This window comes from Pseudomonas palleroniana (assembly GCF_003031675.1).
GTDB classification, from domain to species: Bacteria; Pseudomonadota; Gammaproteobacteria; order Pseudomonadales; family Pseudomonadaceae; genus Aquipseudomonas; species Aquipseudomonas palleroniana.
This window is the reverse complement of sequence record NZ_PYWX01000011.1, coordinates 241,732-262,801: the sequence shown is the minus strand read 5'-3', so window position 1 is coordinate 262,801 and position 21,070 is coordinate 241,732. Positions and strand designations below refer to the sequence as shown.

Sequence of the window (21,070 nt, the reverse complement as noted above, 5' to 3'; positions counted from 1 at the left end):
TCAACGGGCGTCCGCGGGCACGACGCGGCCGCGATGCAACACCACCTGGTGCTCGAGCCGTGCAGCGATGCGTGGGCTGTGGGTGACCATCAACAGGCTGGTGGAGCTGTCACGCAGCAGGTCCAGGAGTAATTGCAGCACCTCATCGCTGGTGGCTTCATCCAGATTGCCGGTCGGCTCATCGGCCAGCAGCAAGCCTGGTCGAGAGGCCAGCGCGCGTCCCACCGCGACCCGTTGTTGCTGGCCGCCGGACAATTGTTCGGGGTAACGCTTGAGCAAATCGCCCAGGCCCAGGCGCTCTACCAACTGCGCCTGCCAATGCGGATCAAAACGCCCAGCCAGACGCGCCTGGAACGCCAGGTTGTCCTCCACGCGCAAACTGCCGATCAAGTTGAATTGCTGGAACACCAGGCCGATTTCGGTTCGACGCCACTGGGCCAGTTGCCCTTCACTGAGTTGCTCCAGGCGCAATCCACCGACCTCAATACTGCCCGCGTCGACGCGATCCAGGCCGGCTATCAGGTGCAGCAAGGTACTTTTTCCACTTCCCGACTCGCCCATCAACGCCAGGCTGCTACGCTCAGTCAGGCATAGGTCCACCCCGGCCAGTACCGTCAGCGGTCCTTGGGGCGTGGCGTAGTTTTTGCGAACACCTTGCACCTGCAACATAAGAACGCTCGTTTGAAGGATTCCAAACGAGAATAACGGCTGCCTGCATGCCTCACGCAAATTTTTCACATGGATTTCACTGCTTGCCCACCCTCACCTCTCTAAATTGCCCACCAAGCGTCAACTGCCGGCAACTTGTTAGTTGCTGCCATCGACCCTTCTTAACATCTACGTGTTCAGCTAAAAGACAGCAGCCCTGTGACAGGCTTTTGCTCCATTACGGGCCCCCGCCGATTAGTTGCGCCTGTTTTTTACAACACAATAATAGTGACGATGGTGAACAGCGTGGCTGACGTAACCCTGAGCAAATCCCAATCCAATGGGGCAATGTTAAAGCGCTGGAAAAAAGCTCGATTGTCATTGGCCTGTGTCGCCGTTATCGGCCTGCTGCTGGCCGGCTTCCTGTTCTGGCCTACAACCCCTGTTGACCTTGGCGTCGGCAACCGCCTGGTGACCTCCGGGGTCCTGGCCAGTTGGCGCAACGGCGACCTGATCGTACTGGTACGCCATGAAGAACGCTGCGATCGCTCCAGCAACCCGTGTTTCGGACCGGCCGAAGGCCTGACGATCAACGGCACCCAACAAGCGACCAACCTGGGCAAAGCCTTCAATACCCTGGGCATGGAAAATACCGATGTGCTCGCCAGCCCCGCGACGCGCACCGCACAGACCGCACAATTCATGTTCGGCAAGGCCACATTGTTATCGTCCCCTTCGGCCATCTGCGGTAAAGCCATGGGCGAAGAGTTGCTCCCTCATAAAGAGCCTGGCCGCAACTTGGTAGTGGTTACCCACAGTGGCTGCATCAGCGATCTCCAGACAGAGCTGGGTTACCCCCATGCCGATGCGGCCGAGTATGGCAGCGCACTGTTTGTACAGGTCTTGCCAAACGGCAAGCTCAAGGCGGTGGGTTCGATGAAAACCGAAGAATGGGCGGCGGCTCTGAAACAACTTTAAACACACTTTTTTACATATTCGCACCTGTTGTGTTCAGCCAAACGACAGCCCTCTTCTGGCATGTTTAATCGCGCCCGTTAGTTAAGGACGTTATGACTTTTTCCCACCGCTTAGTGAACATTGTGATGCTTTGTTCTATGAATTCATTACACTCGTGGCCCTCCATTAAACGTCAAGGAGCGACGTGTTCATGACCCGGTTGAAACCTCTGCCGCTGTTTTTGCTCGGCTTCGCCATTTTCTTTTTGTTGCCGCTGGGTTTTCACGGCCTGTGGATTCCGGACGAGACCCGCTACGGCCAGGTGAGCCAGGAAATGCTCATGAGCGGCAACTGGGTATCGCCGCACTTCATGGGGTTGCGTTATTTCGAAAAACCGGCCGGCGGTTATTGGCTGATCGCCATCGGCCAGGCCGTGTTTGGCGAAAACCTGTTTGGTGTACGCATCGCCTCGGTGCTCACCACGGGCCTGAGTGTGTTGCTGGCCTATTTGATCGCCCGCCGCCTGTGGAATGACCCACGCAAGAGCTTCGCCTGCGCCCTGCTCTACATGAGCTTTGGCCTGGTGGCCGGCCAGGCGGGCTACTCCAACCTCGATCCCCAATTCACGTTCTGGGTCAACCTGAGCCTGGTTGCCCTGTGGTTTGCCCTGGACAGCCGCACTACTCACGGGCGGCTCGGTGCCTGGGCATTGCTGGGCGTCGCCTGTGGCATGGGCTTCCTGACCAAGGGTTTCCTGGCGTGGCTGTTGCCGGTCCTGATCGCCGTGCCATACCTGGTGTGGCAGCGCCGTGTAGGCGAGCTGTTGCGCTATGGCCCGTTGGCGGTGCTGGTCGCCGCGTTGGTGTGCTTGCCTTGGGTATTGGCCGTTCATGTACAGGAACCTGACTTCTGGCGCTTCTTCTTCTGGCACGAGCACATCCGCCGCTTCGCCGCCGACAACGCCCAGCATGCGCGCCCGATCTGGTTCTTCCTGCCGATCATGGTAGTGGCGTGCCTGCCTTGGTCGGCGCTGTTGCCGGCCACGCTGCTCAAGACCTGGAAGGAAAAAGGCCAGCCGGCGATTGCCTTCCTCGCCTTGTGGATGTTGCTGCCGCTAGCCTTTTTCAGCCTGAGCAAGGGCAAGCTGCCGACCTACATCATGCCGTGCCTGCTGCCCCTGGCCCTGTTGATGGGCCACGCCTTGATCGACCTGGTCAAGCAAGGCAAGACACGTTCGATCCTGGTCAATGGCGTGGTCAACGCCCTGATCGGCCTGACGGCGATGGTGGCGCTGATCTACCTGCAAGTCAGCAACCCGGTGTACGGCAACAGCCATGCCGAGATGTTCAGCCTGTCCCTGACCTTCATCGTGCTGCTGGGCTGGATTCTGGCCAACCTGCTGCAAGTGGTGCGCCCGCTGACCTTGTGGGCGATGCCGGCCCTGGGCATTGGCTTGCTGGTGGCGCTGTTGCCGGCGGGCATGCCGGCGATGATCACGGATAACGAAATGCCCGACCAGTTCGTGGCGGAGCATCTGGATGAATTGCAACAAACCCATGCTTTGCTGAGCAACGAATTGGGCTCTGCGTCGGCGTTGTCGTGGCGCCTGCGTCGTCCGCAAGTGATGATTTATGACACCGAAGGCGAGTTGCGCTACGGCCTGCGCTATGACGATTCAGTGCACCGCAAGGTCGACCTGGCCAGTGTCCAGGGCTGGTTGGCCGATGCACGTAAACAAGGCTCGGTCGGCGTACTGATGCGGGTCAAGAACACCAGTGAACATCTCGAGGAAGGGCAATTGCCACCCGGTGGCAAACGCTATCGCAAGGGCGACCTGCTGCTGATCGTTTACCCACAACAACCTTGATGCAGCGCCTGCCACAGGAATAACCGATGAATTTCTGGAAAACCGAACGTGGCGCGCTGGTGCTGCTGCTGAGCGTTTCCGCCCTGCTCCTGCTGCTGGGATTGGGCGCACGCGATCTGTGGGGGCCGGAAACCCGCTGGGCCAACATCGCCTTGCAGATGCTGCAAAGTGGCGATTACTTCGACCCCTACCTCAAGGGCATGCCGTATTACGACAAACCCCTGCCCTCCTATTGGCTGATCACCGGCTTTGCCAACTTGATGGGGGGCCTGGGCCCTTGGTCGTTGCGCCTGTCGTCAGTCATCTCGGCCTGGTTGAGCATCTGGCTGGTGTACCTGATCGGTGAACGCCTGTTCCGCAAAGGCACCGGGCTGATTGCCGGCTGGATGCTCGCGACCACGTTCTACTTCCTGTTCTGGGCCCGCGTGGCCACGGCGGATGTGCTGACGGTGTGCGGCGTGCTGGCGGCAGTGTGGTGGTACTGGCGCGGGCCGGATGACACTCGCCTGGGACGCTATACCGTGTTCTTCCTGCTGCTGGCGGCAACCTCGCTGTTCAAAGGCTTGATCGGTTTTGTGCTGCCGGGCCTGGTGCTGTTGCCGCACCTGCTCAGTGAGCACCGCTACAAGCGCCACCTCAACCTGCGCCTGGTGGCAGCCATCGTCATCGCCGCAGCGTTCTACGCCATTCCGTTTGTACTGTCCCACCTCTACGGCGCACCGACCTACGGCGCCAGCGGCCTGGAGCTGGTGTTTCGCGAAAACGTGGTGCGCTTCTTCGACCCCTTCGACCATATGGGACCGATCTACACCTACCTGATCTACCTGCCGGTCTACACCCTGCCCTGGGCACCTTGCTGGGTGCTGGGCCTGTGGCTGGCCGTGCGCAACTGGCGCCAGACGCCAGCCAATGTGCGCTGGCTGGTGTGGGGCCTGGGCCTGCTGTTCGTATTCTTCACCGCCAGCGGCAGCCGCCGCAGTTATTACGTGCTGCCGCTGGTGCCGTTTGCGCAGTTGCTGGCCGCCTGGTGGTTGAGCGAGCGCCTGGAGAAAAAGCTGGCCCGTTGGCCGCGCTGGCAAAAAGGTTTCGGCTTCACCGCAGGCTTGCTGCTGTTGGTACTGGGTGTGATCTACCCCTGGACCACCGGCAACGGCGGCGTAACCCGTTTCGCCGAAGACGTGCAAGCCGAGGCCGTCAAAACCGCGCCGTGGAACCAATGGCAGATGGTGCTGGTAGAAGTGGACAACAAACTGCCGATGTACTTGCAGAACGGCAGGCAAAACGGCGCCAAACCCTTCTACTACGTCAGCGAAACCCAGGACTTCCCGCGCCAGGGCGACAGTGCCGCGTTCATGGCCTGGCTGAAAAAAACCAGCGGCCAGGACTTCGATCCGCAACGCACAATCATCGTCGCCCAGTATTCCAAGGAAGACCCGACGCCGCTGGCGTTTTTGGGGGCGGACCATCAGGTCATCACCACCCAGCCGGACAATGGCGAACGGCTGTTTCAGAAGCGTTCGGGGGGCAGTGTGGCGTTTGTTCCTGCGCCTCAGTAGCACGTCATGGTGATTGCCATGACCACTACAAATGCCAGTTAGTTAAGGATTAACGCGGTCACTGTGGGAGGGGGCTTGCTCCCGATAGGCCGCGCAGCGGCCTCAAAAATGGCCTGCTATGCAGGCCATCGGGAGCAAGCCCCCTCCCACACTGCATGCCAATCCTCAGATCCGGCGACGACGGTTGAGTTGGGGGATGGCCGTTTGGGGGGCTTCCACGCGCTGCACGCTGGCCGTTGTACGGGCCGCCAGTTGCGCCAGGGTCGGCTGGCTGAACAAGCTGCGTGCATCCACCTCCAACCCGGCCTTGCGCAAGCGTGCCACCAGACTCACCGCCAGTAAGGAATGCCCGCCCAGCTCAAAGAAATGGTCGTGGCGCCCTACCCGCTCGAGTTTCAAGACGTCGGCCCAGATGCCCGCCATCACGGTTTCCACCTCGCCCTGCGGCGGCTCATACGCACGGCTGACCACGGCATCCAACCCCGGCTCCGGCAGGGCCTTGCGGTCGAGCTTGCCGGCGGGGTTGAGGGGCAATTCACTCAATTGCACAAAGGCGGCCGGCACCATGTATTCCGGCAATCGCTCCAGCACATGGGCACGCAAGGCTTCCAGGCTCGGCGCCGGGGCGCGCAGGGTGAAGTAGGCGACCAGGCGTTCATCGCGAATCAGTACCGCCACTTCACGCAGTGCCGGGTGCGCCGCCAGGCAGGCTTCAATTTCGCCCAACTCCAGACGCACGCCGCGCAGCTTGATCTGAAAGTCATTGCGCCCCAGGAACACCAGGTTGCCGTCCGGCAGGTAACGCACCAGGTCGCCAGTGCGATACAACCGATCACCGGGTACGAACGGGCTGTCGATAAAGCGCTCGGCGGTCATTTGCTCCAGCCCCAGGTAGCCTCGTGCTACGCCGACGCCGCCGATATGCAGCTGACCGCTGACACCCAGCGGCACCGGCCTGTCGTGCTGATCCAGCACATAAAGGCGGGTGTTACTGATGGCCCGCCCGATCGGCAACTGCAGGGCAGGCACCGGCGCATCGGGTTGCAGGGTCCAGATGCAGCTGTCGACCGTGGCTTCGGTGGGGCCATAGACGTTGTGCAAGCGTACCTGGGGCAAGCGCGCCCGGACGCTGCGGGCCAAGGCTTCGGTGAGTTCACCACCGCCGCAAAAAACGTCGGTGAGGCTGCTGCACAACGCCGACGCTTCCAGTTCGAGAAATTGCTGCAGCATGGCCGGTACAAATTGGATCACGGTGATGCGCTGCGTGCGAATCACCTCAGCCAGGTAAGCCGGGTCGCGATGACCGTCAACCCGTGCCAGCACCAGGCGCATGCCATGGGTCAACGGCCAGAACAGCTCCCACACCGAGCCATCGAAACTGAATGGAGCCCTTTGCAGCAAGGCGCCCCCTGCAGCGTCCGGGCACAATCGGCAAGCCCACTGCATCAGGTTGCACAGGCCGCGATGCTCGACCATCACGCCCTTGGGCGTGCCGGTGGAGCCGGAGGTATACATCACATAGGCCAGGTTGGCGGCGCTCAGGCCGGGAACCAAGGGGTTGCCGGTCGGTGCGTGGCTCCAGGCACAACGGTCGAAGTCGATGACCGGGAGCGAGACTTCACCCAATAACTCGCGCGTAGCCGCGTGTACCAGCAGCGCTACGGGTTGACTGTCTTTGAGCATGTAGGCCAGGCGTTCGCTTGGAAAGCCCGGGTCCAGCGGCACATAGGCGCCGCCGGCCTTGAGAATCGCCAGCAAGCCCACGACCAGTTCCAACCCGCGCTCGACGCACAACGCTACCCGCGAATCCGCTTGCACCCCACGCTCGCGCAGGTGAAAAGCCAATTGGTTGGCGCGCTCGTTGAGCTCGCGATAAGTCAGTTGGCCGGCATCGGCCTGTACCGCAATGGCCTGCGGAGTGTGTCGCGCATGGGCTTCAAACAACCCTTGCAGGGTGGCAGTCGTGGGGTAGTCGACGTGACCGGGGTTGAACTCCACCAACAGCTTGCGCAACTCGCTGGCGGGTAACACCGGCACCTCGCTCAAAAGCGTTTGCGGGGCCTGCTCAAGTGCCTGCGCCAGCCCGTTCAATACGGTGTCGAGATAGTCCAGCAAACGCTCGGCACCGACCTCGCGTGGCGCCATCGCCTTGAGCTGAAAACCGCTCGCGGTGTCGTCCACGCTGATCATCAGCGGATAACTGACGATGTCTTCACTGCTGACCAGGGCGACGCCCGGCACCAGGTCAAAGTCCTTGTCGCCAGGGGTATGCCGATAGTTGAGCAGGCTGTTGAATAGCGGCGTCACGCTGCTGCAACGTTGCGCCAACGCCAGGGACGCTTGCTCGTGAACGAGCAAGGCGCTCAGTTGCGCATGGGTGTCGCCCAACGCCTCGACCACGGTCTTGCCGGCCAGGCACGCCCGCAACGGCAAGGTGTTGATAAACATACCCAGTGCACGGTCAGCGCCCTCGCCCGCCTGCAAGCGGCCCAGCAGCACCGTACCGAACACCACGTCATCGCGGCCGGATACGCAACCCAGCACCTGGGCCCACGCCAAGTGGAACAGGCTCGCGGCGCTCACACCCAGCGCACTGGCCTGCGCCCGCAAACGCCGGTTGAGGGGGGCCGTCACCGAGCGTTCGAAGGCTTCGATTTCAGTGCGGTCCAGCTGATGTTCCTGTAGACCGAACGCCAGGGTCGGCTCGCTGACATCCGCCAACCGCTCGCGAAAAAACGCCTCGTGGGCGGCCTGCTGTGCCGCACAGCGACTCTGTGCCACGACGTTGCGATAAGGCACCGGCGGCGCAAGCTGTGCCTGTTGACCGAGCATGTGGGCGCGGATTTCGTTGGCCAGGACCGTCATCGAGGTAGCGTCATTGACCAGGTGATGGAAGCGTAACCTCGCCGTCCAGCCTTGCTGCCGAGGGTCTTCGGCATACTCCAGGGCCATCAGCGGCGCCTGGCGCAAGTCCAGGGGCTCACACTGTTCACGCAGGGGTTCGACGCGCAAGTGAGCCTGGCGCCACACCACTTGCATCGGCTGCTCAAGGGCCTCCCACACCAGGCTGGTGCGCAGGATGTCGTGGCGGTCGATCACCTGTTGCAGGGCCTGGGCAAACGCGTCCAACTGCTCGCGCCGGGCAAAGCTGAATATCGCGTGTTGCTGGTACGGGTCGTGTTCGTCGGTGATGTGGTGATAGAGCAAGCCTTCCTGCAGCGGCGCCAGCGGGTAGATTTCCTGCACATTGGCGGCGCCTCCCGGAATGCCGGCAACGATGCGCTCCAGACTCGCCTGGTCCAGCTCGGCCAGCGCGAGCATGTCCGGGGTGATCTGGGTGCAGTGCGCTGCAATCCGGTTGGCCGGTACCTCGCTGTCACTGCCGGCACTCGCCGCCGCCAGTGCGGCCAGGGTCGGCTGGCCGAACAGCACCTGCACATCGGCCCGCAACCCGGCCTGGCGCATGCGCTGCACCAGTTGCACCGCCAGCAATGAATGCCCGCCCAGTTCGAAGAAGTGGTCGTGACGCCCGACCTGTTGCACGTGCAACAGGTCGGCCCAGATCTGCGCCAGGGTGGTTTCCACGCCCTCATGCGGTGCCTCGAACGCGCGCGTGATGAAAGCAGCCTGGGTCGGCGCAGGCAGCGCTTTACGGTCGAGCTTGCCATTGGCGGTCAGGGGCAACCCGTCGAGCTTCACGTAGGCCGCGGGCAGCATGTAGTCAGGCAGCGACCCTTGCAGATGCGCGCGCAACGCGTCGATATCGACCGGATGCCGCGCAACGAACCACGCCAGCAATTGCCCCTCGCGATACAGCACCACCGCGTCCTGAACCGCCGGATGCATGGCCAGGGCAGATTCGATTTCCCCCAGTTCAATACGCACGCCACGGATTTTCACCTGGTCGTCGTTGCGCCCCAGGTATTCAAGGTTGCCATCAGGCAACCAGCGCGCCAGGTCGCCGGTGCGGTAGAGGCGCCCCTCGTCGAAAGGGTTATCGAGAAAGCGCTCGGCACTCAGTTCGGGACGGTTCAGATAGCCACGCGCCACGCCTTTACCGCCAACGTACAACTCCCCCGTCGCGCCGACGGGCACCTGGCGCTGTTGCGCATCGAGCAAGTACACGCGGGCATTGGCAATCGGCCCGCCGATATGCAGCGACCGGCCCACTTCGACGCGCCCGCTGGTGGCGACCACCGTGGCTTCAGTGGGGCCATAGTTGTTGACCACCTCGAAGGTTTGCGCTCGGCTGTACGTGCGCAGACGGTCGCCACCAATCAACAGGATGCGCAGGGTCGGGTGTTCCAGCTGCCGGCTGAAGGCGTACTCGGCCACCGGCGTGGGCAGGAAGCATACGTCCAGAGGTTGCGCACGCCACCAGTCGAGCAAGGCATCAATGTCTTCAGCCCCTTCCTGGGGCGGTGGCAGGTGCAGCGTCGCGCCCACACACAGCGCCGGCCAGACCTCCCAGGCCATCGCGTCAAAACCGAACCCGGCCACGCTGGCGGTGTGGCTGCCGGCCTGTAGCTTGAACGCCTGGCAATGCCAGTCCACCAGGTTGGACAGGGTGTGATGCTCGACCATCACGCCCTTGGGCAACCCCGTGGAACCGGAGGTGTAGATCACATAGGCCAGGTTCGACGCGCCGGCCGCCCCCCGCGGGTTGTCGCCCAAGTGCACCGTCGGCCGATCAAGCAGCAGCACCGGTACGTCCAGGGCAGGCAGCCGATGCAGCAGAGCATGCTGGGTCAGCACGGCCACCGGGGCACTGTCGTGCAACAGGTAGTTCAGGCGCTCGGCGGGATGAGCCGGGTCTATCGGCACATAACAGGCGCCGGACTTGAGGATCGCCAGCAGCCCCACCAAGGTATCCAGGCCACGTCGGGCCACGATCGCCACGCGATCATCCGGCTCCACACCGTGCGCCAACAGTTGATGGGCCAACGCATTGGCCTGCTGGTTGAGCTGCTGGTAGCTCAGTTGCCGCCCTTGGCACACCGCCGCGACGGCCTGGGGCGTAAGTGCCACCTGGGCTTCGATACGCCGGTGCAGGGTCTGCGGCGTGGTGTTGGGCTGCGCGGTGGCATTCCAGCGTTGCAGCTGTGCCTGTTCGGCCGGCGTCACCAATGAGAACTGCGCGAGCGTCAACTCGGTGTTTTCCAGCCCCTGCTCCAGCAGCCAGGTGAAGCGCTGCGCCAACGCCTGTACCTCGTCGTGCTGGAAGTACGCCTCGTTGTAGACGCAATGCAGGCACGCCGTGTCCTGGTAGCGGTTGCTGCGCAGGTGAATGGCGATCGGCAACGGTTCGTGATGGTTGGAGACCTTGATCGCCCGGGCCTGGACCTGGCCATAGCGCAGGTCATGGTCGTCCTGTTCGAAGGACACCGACAGGTCGAACAACTGGCCGCGATCGGTGCGGCGCAGGCCCAGTTCGCGGTTCATTTCACTCAAGGGGAAACGCTGGTGGCGAAAATCCCGCTTGAGCTGATCGCGCACACCGCGCACCAGTGCGCTGAACGGCAACTGCTCACTGAACTGAAAACGCACCGCACTCACCTGGGTGAACAAGCCCACCGTGGAACGAAACCGTGCGTTGGAACGATTAAGAATCGGCAGCCCCACCACCCAGTCATCACGCTGATGGGTGCGGGTGAAATACACATACAACGCCGCCAGCAACACGTGAAACGCCGAGGCCTGGTAATGGTTGGCCACGCGTTCCATACGATCGAGCAGCGACACCGGGAAGGGTTGCAGCAGGGTGTTGCTCGGTGCCGGGGTATTCAACCGGGGGGTGAGCAGCGGCTCGGGCAGCAGTTGGTATTTGTCCAGCCAGTAGTCCCGGTCACGGGCGTAGCGGGCGGATTGATGGTAGTGCAGGTCAGCCTCGATGAAGTCGATATAGGACGGCGCTCGCAGCTCAGGTGACCGGCCGTGCTGCAGGTCGGTGTACAGCCGAGCCAGGGATTGCAGCATCTGGCCAAAGCCCCAACCGTCGAGAATCAGGTGATGGGCCTGAGTGCCCAGGCGATAGTGATCATCGTCCAGCTTGACCAAAAAAAAGCGAAACAGCGGCTCGCCGGTCATGGCGTAGGGCCGAGACATCGTGGCCTGCATCAGGGCCTGGGTAGCCGCCTTGGGGTCGGGCAGTGCAGAGAAGTCATGCAGCGTCACTTCGGTCGTCAAGGCGGTGGCGAAGGTTTGCCGGGGCAAGCCATTGCCATCGCTGTGCAGTTGCGTACGCAACGCATCGTGCTTGGCCACCAGCAACTCGACGGCACGCTGGATCAAACCCGGCACCACCGGGCCCGCAAAATCGACATAACCGCCGATGTTGTACAGCGGCGAGTCGCCCACCCGCAGTTGGTCGAGCCAGATGTCTTGTTGGGCGGCGGTGAGGGGATAACTGACCGGCAGGCTGTCGAGATACTTCATAAGATCCTTCTCATGGGGTCAACACTGGCCGCGCAGGAAGTCCATTACGACGAATTGTCCGGATTGGAGCACGCAGGGCCGGGGACGTCTGTCACCCCAAACCCGGACATTCCTGCACGCCAACGGACCTCGCTGATGGTTCATTACTGAAACGATTAAAGCTGTGTAGGACATTGGCTATATCCAGCCGATGCCACTTGTCTAAAATTTCTATTTAAAATTAATATTTCACTTAAATATCAAGTAGTTAAATAACTCTAAAAATCACCTTCGGCTTTTTTCTGTCGGAATACACCTTCAGAAACGTCGAATTAATGACACCGTTTTTATGGCAGGTTGTGTCCCTCGTTTCCGCTACATACGTAGGACAATTCGCTATGGCTAAATAAAATCTCGAACTCCGAGCTGCGTTCAAGGAGTACGGCACGTCCCTCCAGACCCGGGGCGTCCGTTGACGGTTTTCGACATCAAGGATGAGATGGCTATGAGTCTGCCCCGTAGTATTGGCAACACGGAAAACCCGCATTTCTATGCTGAATTGGGTGAGTTGATTTCCAACAGCGGCCACACGAGCTTCGCCGCCAACATGCTGCACCTGTTGGACAAGTGGGTACCGATTCACTTGGTGGACCTGAGTGAATGGACCCTCGATGAACTGCGCGACAACGTGCTGGATATCACGTTGCTGGGCAGCGCCGGCCTGCAACAAGACCTGTGCGCGCCCCAGCCCTTGCAGCCGCTCAAGGATCATCCGCTGCTGCGCGAGATGCTGCGCATGCAAGACCCGCTGCTGATCCAGTTGAAGGCCAAGGCCGACAGCACTCATCCGCTGGGCACCTCGCACCAGTGCAACCTGGTGTCGCGCCAGGGCAATCGGCGCTGCGTGATTTCACTGTATCGCCAAGCGACCCAGCGCGGATTTTCCCTGGCCGAATTGTCGTTTCTCAAGAGTCTGTCAGACACCTTGCTACCGCTGATGGAGCGGCATGCGCAACTCCTGCGCCAGGCACCCGACACCGAGGCCGAGCCGAGCCAAAACCTGATGGAGCAGTCACAGTTGCAGCGTGAGTTCTACAAGCGCTTGTCGCTCAGTGACATCACCCTCTCCGCCCGGGAGCAGGAAGTCTGCCTTGGCCTGTTGACCGGCGGCACCGTGCCGCAAATGGCGGAAAAACTCAGCGTGAAAAACAGCTCGATCGAAACGTACCTCAAGCGTGCCGCCGCCAAGTTGGGCGTCAGTGGCCGCCATGGCCTGGCCAAATGGATGGTTGGCGCCTGATGAGCTGATGGACTTTCGCCGCGCTGGGCATGGCGCGTGGAGCGTCAACGCAAACCCGACTGCCGCAACCGGTATTCCCCCGGAGTCAGCTGTGCGTAACGAAGGAAAAACCGGCTGAAATAGGCCGGGTCCTTGAACCCCAACTGGTAGCAGATTTCATTGGCGGAGCTGCCGGTAAACAGCAACAGGCGCTTGGCTTCCTGCATCAGGCGCTCCAGGATCAGGCGCTTGGACGGCAGGTCGGCCAGGCGCCGACAGACCTCATTGAGGCGCGCTTCGGTGACGCCGATCCCCTCGGCGTAACGCGCCAATGGCCAGTGCTCCAAATAGTGGGCTTCGATCAGTTCGTTGAAGCGATGGAAGATGCGCAGGTCCTCATGCCGCGTCGGGCGCGCCGGCAGCGAGTGGGCGCACAGCCGCAGCAGGCGAATCATGATCAGGCGGGTCAGGCTATCCAGCGCGGCGGCGCGCCCTGCCCATTCGGCGTTGATCTCGCTGCTCAAGGCTTCAAACAGTTGATCCAGCCCTTGGGCATCCTCCGTCAACGTGACGCAGGCGGCACCTGAAGTCAGGCTGGGGTCGGCTTCCATCAAGGCCCAGACCAATTGCTGGCGCACCGTCAACACATGCCCATCGGCATCGGCTTCAGTGACAAAGGCATGGGGCACCGTGGGCGGCGTGAGGAAAAACATCGGCCCCGACTCGACGAACTGGCGGTCATCCAGATACACCCGCACCGCGCCACTTTTCACGTAATGCACCTGGAAAAACCGGTCATGCCGATGCACAGGCATGTTGCGCCCGAAAAATCCCGCCAGGTTGGCGAGCTTGTCGTAATGCACCTCGGCATCGCTGTAACGCTGGTCGTAGACCTGCCCGATATTGATGTTGGGAATCGGCTTCACGCTGCTCTCTTCTTGTTATTGAGCGGTCGCTGGATTTTGCCACGCTTGACGGTAGTTAACATATTAATTATAACGTTAACAAATTAACGAACGGCCGATGCAGCCGTCGCCACCGTCAGGAGAAACGCATGAGCCGTACCCTGCATGATGTTGCCAGCGGCACCCTGTTCGGCGTTGCGCTGAACTACCAGGGCCTGCTGGACCAGCATCTCGCCGCCTTCGAACAGGCGCCCTACCAGAAGCCGCCGTCCAAGCCGGTGCTATTCATCAAAACCCCCAATACGCGCAATGAGCACGACGGTGTCGTCCTGCACCCCGCAGGAGAGCGCCTGCAACCGGGGCCTGCGCTGGGTGTGGTGATCGGCCGACGCGCCAGCCGCGTCAGCCTGGAAAACGCCATGACCCATGTGGCCGGGTATGTGGTGGTCAATGAGTTCAGCTTGCCGGAAGACAGTTACTACCGCCCTGCCGTCAAAGCCAAATGCCGCGATGGCTTCTGTGCCTTGGGGCCGCAGGTGGTGCCACGGGATCAAATCGCCAACCCCAATCAGTTGAGTCTCAAACTCTGGGTCAACGGTGAGCTGCGCCAGGAAAACTCCACGTCCAACTGGGTGCGGGACATTGCGCAATTGATCGCCGAGATCAGCGAGTTCATGACCCTGCACCCGGGCGATGTGCTGATCATCGGCACCCCGCAAGGCCGTGTGGATGTGCAGCCAGGCGACCGGGTTGAAGTCGAGATCGAGGGCGTGGGCCACCTGGTCAGCCATGTCCAAGCGGAGAATCAAGCATGAGACACGCCCGCATCCGCTTTGAAGGTCAAACCCACGCCGTCCAGGTCGAGGCCGATAACAGCGTGCGCCTGAACGATGGCCGCCGGGTCGCGGAAGATCAGGTGCAATGGCTGCCGCCGGCTACCGGCACCATGTTCGCCCTCGGCTTGAACTACGCCGACCACGCCGCCGAGCTGGCCTTCAAGCCGCCGACCGAACCCCTGGTATTCATCAAGTCCGTGGGCACCTACACCGGCCATCGTGAGGTCACCTGGCGCCCGGACAACATCGCCTACATGCACTACGAGTGCGAGCTGGTAGCGGTCATCGGCAAGACCGCACGCAACGTCAAGCGCGCCGAGGCCCTGGACTATCTCGCGGGCTACACGGTGTGCAACGACTATGCGATCCGCGACTACCTGGAAAACTACTACCGCCCCAACCTGCGCGTGAAAAACCGCGACGCCACCACGCCGGTCGGCCCGTGGATCGTCGATGTGGCCGACGTGCCCGACCCCGGCAACCTGACCCTGCGCACCTGGATCAACGGTGAACTGCGCCAGACCGGCAATACCCGCGACATGATTTTCGATATTCCCTACCTGATCGAATACCTGTCCAGCTTCATGACCCTGCAGCCCGGCGACATGATCGCCACCGGCACGCCCGAGGGCCTGGCCGACGTAGTGCCAGGCGATGAAGTGGTGGTGGAAGTCGAAGGCGTAGGCCGCCTGGTCAACCGAATTGTCAGCGAGGCGGACTTTTTCTCCGCCCGGAAAGAGGCGTGAACCGCATGATCAAACATTGGATCAACGGCCGTGAGGTCGAAAGCAAAGACACCTTCATCAACTACAACCCGGCCACCGGCGAGGCCATTGGCGAAGTCGCCAGTGGCGGGGCCGCAGAGGTCGCCCAAGCGGTGGCGGCCGCCAAAGAGGCGTTCCCCAAGTGGGCCAACACCCCGGCCAAGGAGCGCGCCCGGTTGATGCGCAAGCTCGGCGAATTGATCGAGCAGAACGTGCCGCGCCTGGCCGAGCTGGAAACCCTCGACACCGGCCTGCCGATCCACCAGACCCGGAACGTGCTGATCCCACGCGCTTCGCATAACTTCGACTTCTTCGCCGAGGTCTGCACACGCATGGACGGCCATAGCTACCCCGTCGACGATCAGATGCTCAATTACACCCTCTACCAACCGGTAGGCGTGTGCGGGCTGGTGTCGCCGTGGAACGTGCCGTTCATGACCGCCACCTGGAAGACCGCACCGTGTCTGGCGCTGGGCAATACGGCGGTGTTGAAGATGTCGGAGCTGTCACCGCTGACCGCCAATGAACTCGGACGCCTGGCGGTGGAAGCCGGGATTCCCAACGGCGTGCTCAATGTGATCCAGGGTTATGGCGCGACTGCCGGCGATGCGCTGGTGCGCCACCCGGACGTGCGCGCGATTTCCTTTACCGGGGGTACCGCCACCGGCAAGAAAATCATGCAGACCGCCGGCCTGAAAAAGTACTCCATGGAGCTGGGCGGCAAGTCGCCGGTGCTGATCTTTGAAGATGCCGACCTTGAACGTGCCCTCGACGCCGCGCTCTTCACCATCTTTTCCCTGAACGGCGAACGTTGCACCGCCGGCAGCCGGATCTTTATCCAGGAAAGCGTCTACCCGCAATTCGTCGCCGAGTTTGCCGCTCGTGCCAAGCGCTTGATCGTCGGTGACCCTCAAGACCCGAAGACCCAGGTCGGCTCGATGATCACCCAGGCGCATTATGACAAGGTCACCGGCTACATCCGGATCGGCCTCGAAGAAGGTGCCACCCTGCTCGCCGGAGGCCTGGAGCGTCCGGCCAACTTGCCTGCGCATTTGAGCAAAGGCCAGTTTATCCAGCCGACCGTCTTTGCCGATGTGCACAACAAGATGCGCATCGCCCAGGAAGAAATCTTCGGCCCGGTGGTGTGCCTGATTCCCTTCAAGGATGAGGCCGAGGCGCTGCAACTGGCCAACGATACCGAATACGGCCTGGCCTCTTACATCTGGACCCAGGATATCGGCAAGGCCCATCGCCTGGCGCACGGAATCGAGGCCGGCATGGTATTTATCAACAGCCAGAATGTGCGGGACCTGCGCCAGCCGTTCGGCGGGGTCAAAGGCTCCGGCACCGGCCGCGAAGGCGGTCAGTACAGCTTTGAAGTGTTTGCCGAGATCAAGAACGTGTGCATTTCCATGGGCAGCCATCACATCCCGCGTTGGGGCGTATAGCCACCGACGTTTGCACTCCAACAAGAATAATGACTCAGGAGAATCATCATGGGCGAAGTAGTTCTGGCAGCGAAAATCTGCCACGTACCGTCGATGTACCTGTCGGAACTGCCCGGCAAACATCATGGCTGTCGCGAAGCGGCGATTGCCGGCCATAAGGAAATCGGCCGTCGCGCTCGAGCATTGGGCGCCGACACCGCCGTGGTATTCGACGTGCACTGGCTGGTCAACAGTGGGTATCACGTCAACTGCGGCGCACAGTTCCAGGGGACCTACACCAGCAACGAGCTGCCGCACTTCATCAAGAACATGGACTACGCCTACCCCGGCTGCCCTGAGCTGGGAGAGCTGATCGCCGCCGAGGCCAACCTGGCCGGTGTGCGCAGCATGGCCCATAACATCCCCAGCCTGGAACTGGAATACGGCACGCTGGTGCCCATGCGCTACATGCACATGGACGTGCCGGAGGCTGAAAAACTCCAGGTCATTTCCATCGCCGCCTGGTGCGCCTGGCATCGCCTGGAGGACAGCTTCACGTTCGGCGCCGCCGTGCGCCGAGCCATCGAAAAGAGTGACCGCAAGGTCCTGGTGCTGGCCTCCGGCTCGCTGTCGCACCGTTTCTCGGACGACCGCGAGGCCGAAGCGAATATCCACAACTGGACCCGCGAATTCGACAAGCAGATGGACCTGCATGTCGTGGAAATGTGGAAGCAAGGCCGCTTCAAGGAGTTCTGCGCGATGTTGCCCGATTACGCCGAACACTGCTTCGGCGAAGGCAAGATGCACGACACCGCCATGCTCCTGGGCCTGCTGGGCGGACCGGAATATGCCCAGCCCGCCGAGATCATCACGCCGCCGTTCGGCAGCTCGGGCACCGGCCAGATCAACGCGATTTTCCCGCTGTAAACCTGGGAGCAAGCCATGCCGCACTTTATCGCCGAGTACACCGACAACCTCGAACAACAGGCCGACCTGCCCGGCCTGTTTGAAAAAGTCCATCGCGTGCTGGGAGACAGTGGCGTGTTTCCCCTTGGCGGTATCCGCAGCCGGGGTGTACGCCTGGACACCTGGCGCATGGCCGATGGCAAGCACGACTACGCCTTTGTGCACATGACGCTCAAGGTTGGCCACGGCCGCGACTTGGCCACGCGCCAGGCGATGGCCGAGGCGGTCTTTGCGCTGATCACCGCGCACTTCGCCGAGCTGCAGGCGCAGCGCTTGCTGGCGCTGTCGTTCGAGATGGTCGAGCTGCACCCACAGCTCAACTTCAAGCAGAACAACGTGCATGCGTTCCTGAACAACCCGGCGAACTGAAACGGACGCAGTCCTTGCAGGAGCGAGCTTGCTCGCGAAGATCCCACAAGCACCGTGGGTAACCAGGGGCATTGCGTTTTGTTGAGGTTTTTCGCGAGCAAGCTCGCTCCTACAAATAAAAAGTACAACATCATGAGCACAGCCCATTCCACTGCCGGCCGCGTACTGGCCGAGCACGACCGCACCCATCGTTTAGTCACCTGGCGTCTGATGCCGCTGTTGCTGGTGTGTTACCTGTTCGCCCATCTGGACCGCATCAACATCGGTTTTGCCAAGATGCAGATGAGCAGCGACCTGCACTTCAGCGATACGGTCTATGGCTTCGGCGCCGGGCTGTTCTTTATCGCCTACGCGCTGTTCGGCGTGCCGAGCAACATGGCACTGGACAGGGTTGGCCCGAGGCGCTGGATCGCCAGCCTGATGATCGTGTGGGGGCTTTTGTCCACCGGCATGTTGTGGGTCGAGAGTGCCCGTGGCTTCTATGTGCTGCGTTTTCTGCTGGGGGTGGCCGAGGCGGGGTTTTTCCCGGGCATCCTGGTGTTTCTCAACCGCTGGTATCCGGCGCGCCGTCGCGCTCAGGTCACCGCGCTGTTTGCGATTGCGGTGCCCATGGCCGGAGTCCTGGGTGGGCCGATTTCCGGTGCCATCCTGGAAAATTTCCACGACGTAGGCAGCCTGCGCGGCTGGCAGTGGATGTTCCTGATCGAAGGCGCGCCGGTGGTGCTCCTCGGGCTGGTGGTACTCAAGTGGTTGCCGGAGGGTTTCGATTCGGTGGACTGGCTGACGCTCGAGCAAAAACAACAACTGCGTGCCCAACTCAGCAGCGAAGAACAGCGCAAGACCATCACCTCATTCGGCGGCATCCTGCGTGACCGGCAAGTGTGGCTGCTGGTGGCGGTGTATTTTGCGGTGATGCTCGCGGTGAACACCCTCGCGTTCTGGATGCCCACCCTGATCCACGGCGCCGGTATTGGTCGCGACAGCCAGGTCGGCTTGTTGAGTGCCGTGCCGTATCTGGCCGGCTGCTGTTTCATGATCGGCTGCGGGCGGTCTTCCGACCGTCATCGCGAGCGCCGCTGGCACCTGTGCATACCGCTGCTGATGGCCGCCGTCGGCATTGCCGTGGCCGGCCTGGCGCCGGGCAACCCGTTACTGGTGATGGGTGGGTTGGTGGTGGCCGGCATGGGCGCCAGTGCGGCCCTGCCGATGTTCTGGCAGTTGCCGCCGGCGTTTCTGTCCAACACCACCCAGGCGGCCGGTATTGCCATGATCAGCTCGTTCGGCAGCATCGCCGCGTTCCTCGCGCCCTACCTGATCGGCTGGATGCGCGACGCCACTCAGAGCGCCAGCCTGGCCCTGTATGGACTCGCCCTGTTTATCGCCTTCGGCGGCCTGCTGGTGCTGCGCACCCACGCCGCCATCGTCAACCCACACTAGAGACCATTGCCATGCTCGACTCCCAGCAAATCCTCGAGGCGGCCAACCGCCTGGACCAAGCCGAACGCAGCCGCGAACAGCTACGCCAGTTTTCCCTCGACTACCCGGGCATCACGATCGAGGATGCCTACGCGATCCAGCGCGCCTGGGTCGCGCAGAAGATCAAGGACGGGCGCACCTTGAAGGGCCACAAGATCGGCCTGACTTCGCGCGCCATGCAGGTCTCGTCGAACATCACCGAGCCCGACTACGGTGTGCTGCTCGATGACATGTTTTTCGACGAAGGCAGTGACATTCCCTTCGAACGCTTCATCGTGCCGCGGGTGGAGGTCGAACTCGCATTCATCCTCGGCAAGCCCCTCAAAGGCCCGAACTGCACGGTGTTCGATGTACTCGACGCCACCGAGTGGGTGATCCCGGCCCTGGAGATCATCGACGCACGCATCCAGCAGGTCGACCCCCACACCCACACGACCCGCAAGGTGTTCGACACCATTTCCGACAACGCCGCGAATGCCGGTGTGGTACTCGGCGGCCGCGCCGTGCGCCCCACCGAGATCGACCTGCGCAAGGTGCCGGCGGTGCTGTACCGCAATGGCGTGATCGAGGAATCCGGCGTATCGGCGGCGGTGCTCAACCACCCGGCCAAGGGGGTGGCGTGGCTGGCCAACAAACTGGCGCCGTACGACGTCACGCTGCTGCCGGGGCAAATCATCCTGGGGGGGTCCTTTACCCGGCCGGTGGCGGCCAACCCTGGCGATACCTTTCATGTCGACTACGACCTGCTCGGGTCGATTGCCTGCCGTTTCGTCTGAGCCCTGGAGGATTGCCATGGACATGCCCGTCAACCGCTTCAAACACCGCTTGCTCAACGGCGAAGTACAGATCGGCCTATGGCTCGGCCTCGCCGACGCCTACTGCGCGGAACTGGCCGCCAACGCCGGTTTCGACTGGCTGTTGATCGACGGCGAACACGCGCCCAACCCCTTGCAGGGCATGCTCGGCCAGTTGCAGGCCGTGGCGCCCTACCCTGGCCAGGCGTTGATTCGCCCGGTGATCGGTGACAGCGCGCTGATCAAGCAGCTACTGGATATCGGCGCCCAGACGTTACTGGTGCCGATGGTGGAAAGTGCCGCCCAGGCCCGGGAACTGGTACGCGCCATGCGCTACCCGCCTCATGGTATTCGCGGGGTCGGCAGTGCCTTGGCCCGGGCGTCACGCTGGAACAGCATCCCCGACTACCTCGACAAAGCCGATGAGCAAATGTGCCTGTTGGTGCAGATCGAAAACCGCGAGAGCCTGGCCAATCTGGACGCGATTGCCGCCGTCGACGGAGTCGACGGTGTCTTTATCGGCCCGGCGGACTTGAGCGCATCGATGGGGCATCGGGGCAATCCTGGGCACCCTGAGGTGCAGGCGGCGATCGAAGACGCCATCGTCCGCATCACGCAGGCAGGTAAGGCGGCGGGGATTCTCAGTGCCGATGAACGCCTGGCGCGACGCTATATCGAACTGGGCGCTACGTTTGTGGCGGTGGGGGTGGATACCACGGTGTTGATGCGCGGGTTGCAGGCGTTGGCCGGAAAATTCAAAAGCATTCCAGCGGTCGCAACGCTTGGCGGGGTGTACTGATAATCCCGTGTGG

At 61.9% G+C, this 21,070-nt stretch carries 15 protein-coding genes; 12 read left to right on the top strand and 3 right to left on the bottom strand.

The window, feature by feature from the left end:
* Positions 1-669 (bottom strand): ABC transporter ATP-binding protein, encoded by a 669-nt coding sequence (locus C9383_RS04140; protein ID WP_060756833.1) that lies wholly within the window; start codon positions 667-669, stop codon positions 1-3.
* A 276-nt stretch (positions 670-945) separates the two neighbouring features.
* On the opposite strand from C9383_RS04140, the gene pmrG reads away from it, so the two are divergent.
* From pmrG to C9383_RS04125, 3 genes are all read left to right on the top strand, one after another.
* On the top strand, positions 946-1,626 hold the full coding sequence (pmrG, locus tag C9383_RS04135; protein ID WP_413037835.1) for a lipopolysaccharide core heptose(II)-phosphate phosphatase PmrG: 681 nt from the start codon (positions 946-948) through the stop codon (positions 1,624-1,626).
* A 190-nt stretch (positions 1,627-1,816) separates the two neighbouring features.
* Positions 1,817-3,472 (top strand): lipid IV(A) 4-amino-4-deoxy-L-arabinosyltransferase, encoded by a 1,656-nt coding sequence (gene arnT, locus C9383_RS04130; protein WP_090369963.1) that lies wholly within the window; start codon positions 1,817-1,819, stop codon positions 3,470-3,472.
* Positions 3,473-3,498: 26 nt separating this feature from the next.
* Positions 3,499-5,028 (top strand): ArnT family glycosyltransferase, encoded by a 1,530-nt coding sequence (locus C9383_RS04125; RefSeq protein ID WP_090369960.1) that lies wholly within the window; start codon positions 3,499-3,501, stop codon positions 5,026-5,028.
* A 165-nt stretch (positions 5,029-5,193) separates the two neighbouring features.
* Here C9383_RS04125 and C9383_RS04120 read toward each other — a convergent pair whose 3' ends face one another.
* Positions 5,194-11,463, bottom strand: a complete 6,270-nt coding sequence (locus C9383_RS04120) for a non-ribosomal peptide synthetase (protein ID WP_090369959.1) — start codon at positions 11,461-11,463, stop codon at positions 5,194-5,196.
* A 484-nt stretch (positions 11,464-11,947) separates the two neighbouring features.
* Between C9383_RS04120 and C9383_RS04115 the strand changes: the two genes are divergently transcribed.
* Positions 11,948-12,742, top strand: coding sequence for a helix-turn-helix transcriptional regulator (locus C9383_RS04115; protein WP_090372358.1), 795 nt, complete (start codon positions 11,948-11,950; stop codon positions 12,740-12,742).
* A 44-nt stretch (positions 12,743-12,786) separates the two neighbouring features.
* Here C9383_RS04115 and hpaA read toward each other — a convergent pair whose 3' ends face one another.
* Complete coding sequence (gene hpaA / locus C9383_RS04110; protein ID WP_090369957.1) at positions 12,787-13,647, bottom strand: 4-hydroxyphenylacetate catabolism regulatory protein HpaA; 861 nt, start codon at positions 13,645-13,647, stop codon at positions 12,787-12,789.
* A 128-nt stretch (positions 13,648-13,775) separates the two neighbouring features.
* Between hpaA and C9383_RS04105 the strand changes: the two genes are divergently transcribed.
* The 8 genes from C9383_RS04105 (at position 13,776) to hpaI (ending at position 21,057) form a co-directional block, all read left to right on the top strand.
* A complete protein-coding gene (locus C9383_RS04105) occupies positions 13,776-14,441 on the top strand; it encodes a fumarylacetoacetate hydrolase family protein (RefSeq protein ID WP_090369955.1) in 666 nt (221 codons plus the stop codon).
* Positions 14,438-15,208, top strand: coding sequence for a fumarylacetoacetate hydrolase family protein (locus C9383_RS04100; RefSeq protein ID WP_090369953.1), 771 nt, complete (start codon positions 14,438-14,440; stop codon positions 15,206-15,208). Before C9383_RS04105 ends, C9383_RS04100 begins: the two co-directional genes overlap by 4 nt.
* 5 nt (positions 15,209-15,213) lie before the next feature.
* On the top strand, positions 15,214-16,674 hold the full coding sequence (gene hpaE, locus C9383_RS04095; RefSeq protein ID WP_090369951.1) for a 5-carboxymethyl-2-hydroxymuconate semialdehyde dehydrogenase: 1,461 nt from the start codon (positions 15,214-15,216) through the stop codon (positions 16,672-16,674).
* Positions 16,675-16,722: 48 nt separating this feature from the next.
* A complete protein-coding gene (hpaD, locus tag C9383_RS04090) occupies positions 16,723-17,580 on the top strand; it encodes a 3,4-dihydroxyphenylacetate 2,3-dioxygenase (RefSeq protein ID WP_090369949.1) in 858 nt (285 codons plus the stop codon).
* Between the two features lie 15 nt (positions 17,581-17,595).
* Positions 17,596-17,988 carry a tautomerase family protein gene (locus tag C9383_RS04085; RefSeq protein ID WP_090369947.1) on the top strand — a complete coding sequence of 131 codons (393 nt, stop codon included), beginning with the start codon at positions 17,596-17,598 and terminating at the stop codon, positions 17,986-17,988.
* A gap of 132 nt (positions 17,989-18,120) precedes the next feature.
* Positions 18,121-19,425 carry an MFS transporter gene (locus C9383_RS04080; protein WP_090369945.1) on the top strand — a complete coding sequence of 435 codons (1,305 nt, stop codon included), beginning with the start codon at positions 18,121-18,123 and terminating at the stop codon, positions 19,423-19,425.
* Positions 19,426-19,436: 11 nt separating this feature from the next.
* Complete coding sequence (gene hpaH, locus C9383_RS04075) at positions 19,437-20,240, top strand: 2-oxo-hept-4-ene-1,7-dioate hydratase (RefSeq protein WP_090369943.1); 804 nt, start codon at positions 19,437-19,439, stop codon at positions 20,238-20,240.
* 16 nt (positions 20,241-20,256) lie between these two features.
* Positions 20,257-21,057 carry a 4-hydroxy-2-oxoheptanedioate aldolase gene (hpaI, locus tag C9383_RS04070; protein WP_090369941.1) on the top strand — a complete coding sequence of 267 codons (801 nt, stop codon included), beginning with the start codon at positions 20,257-20,259 and terminating at the stop codon, positions 21,055-21,057.
* Positions 21,058-21,070 lie beyond the last annotated feature (13 nt).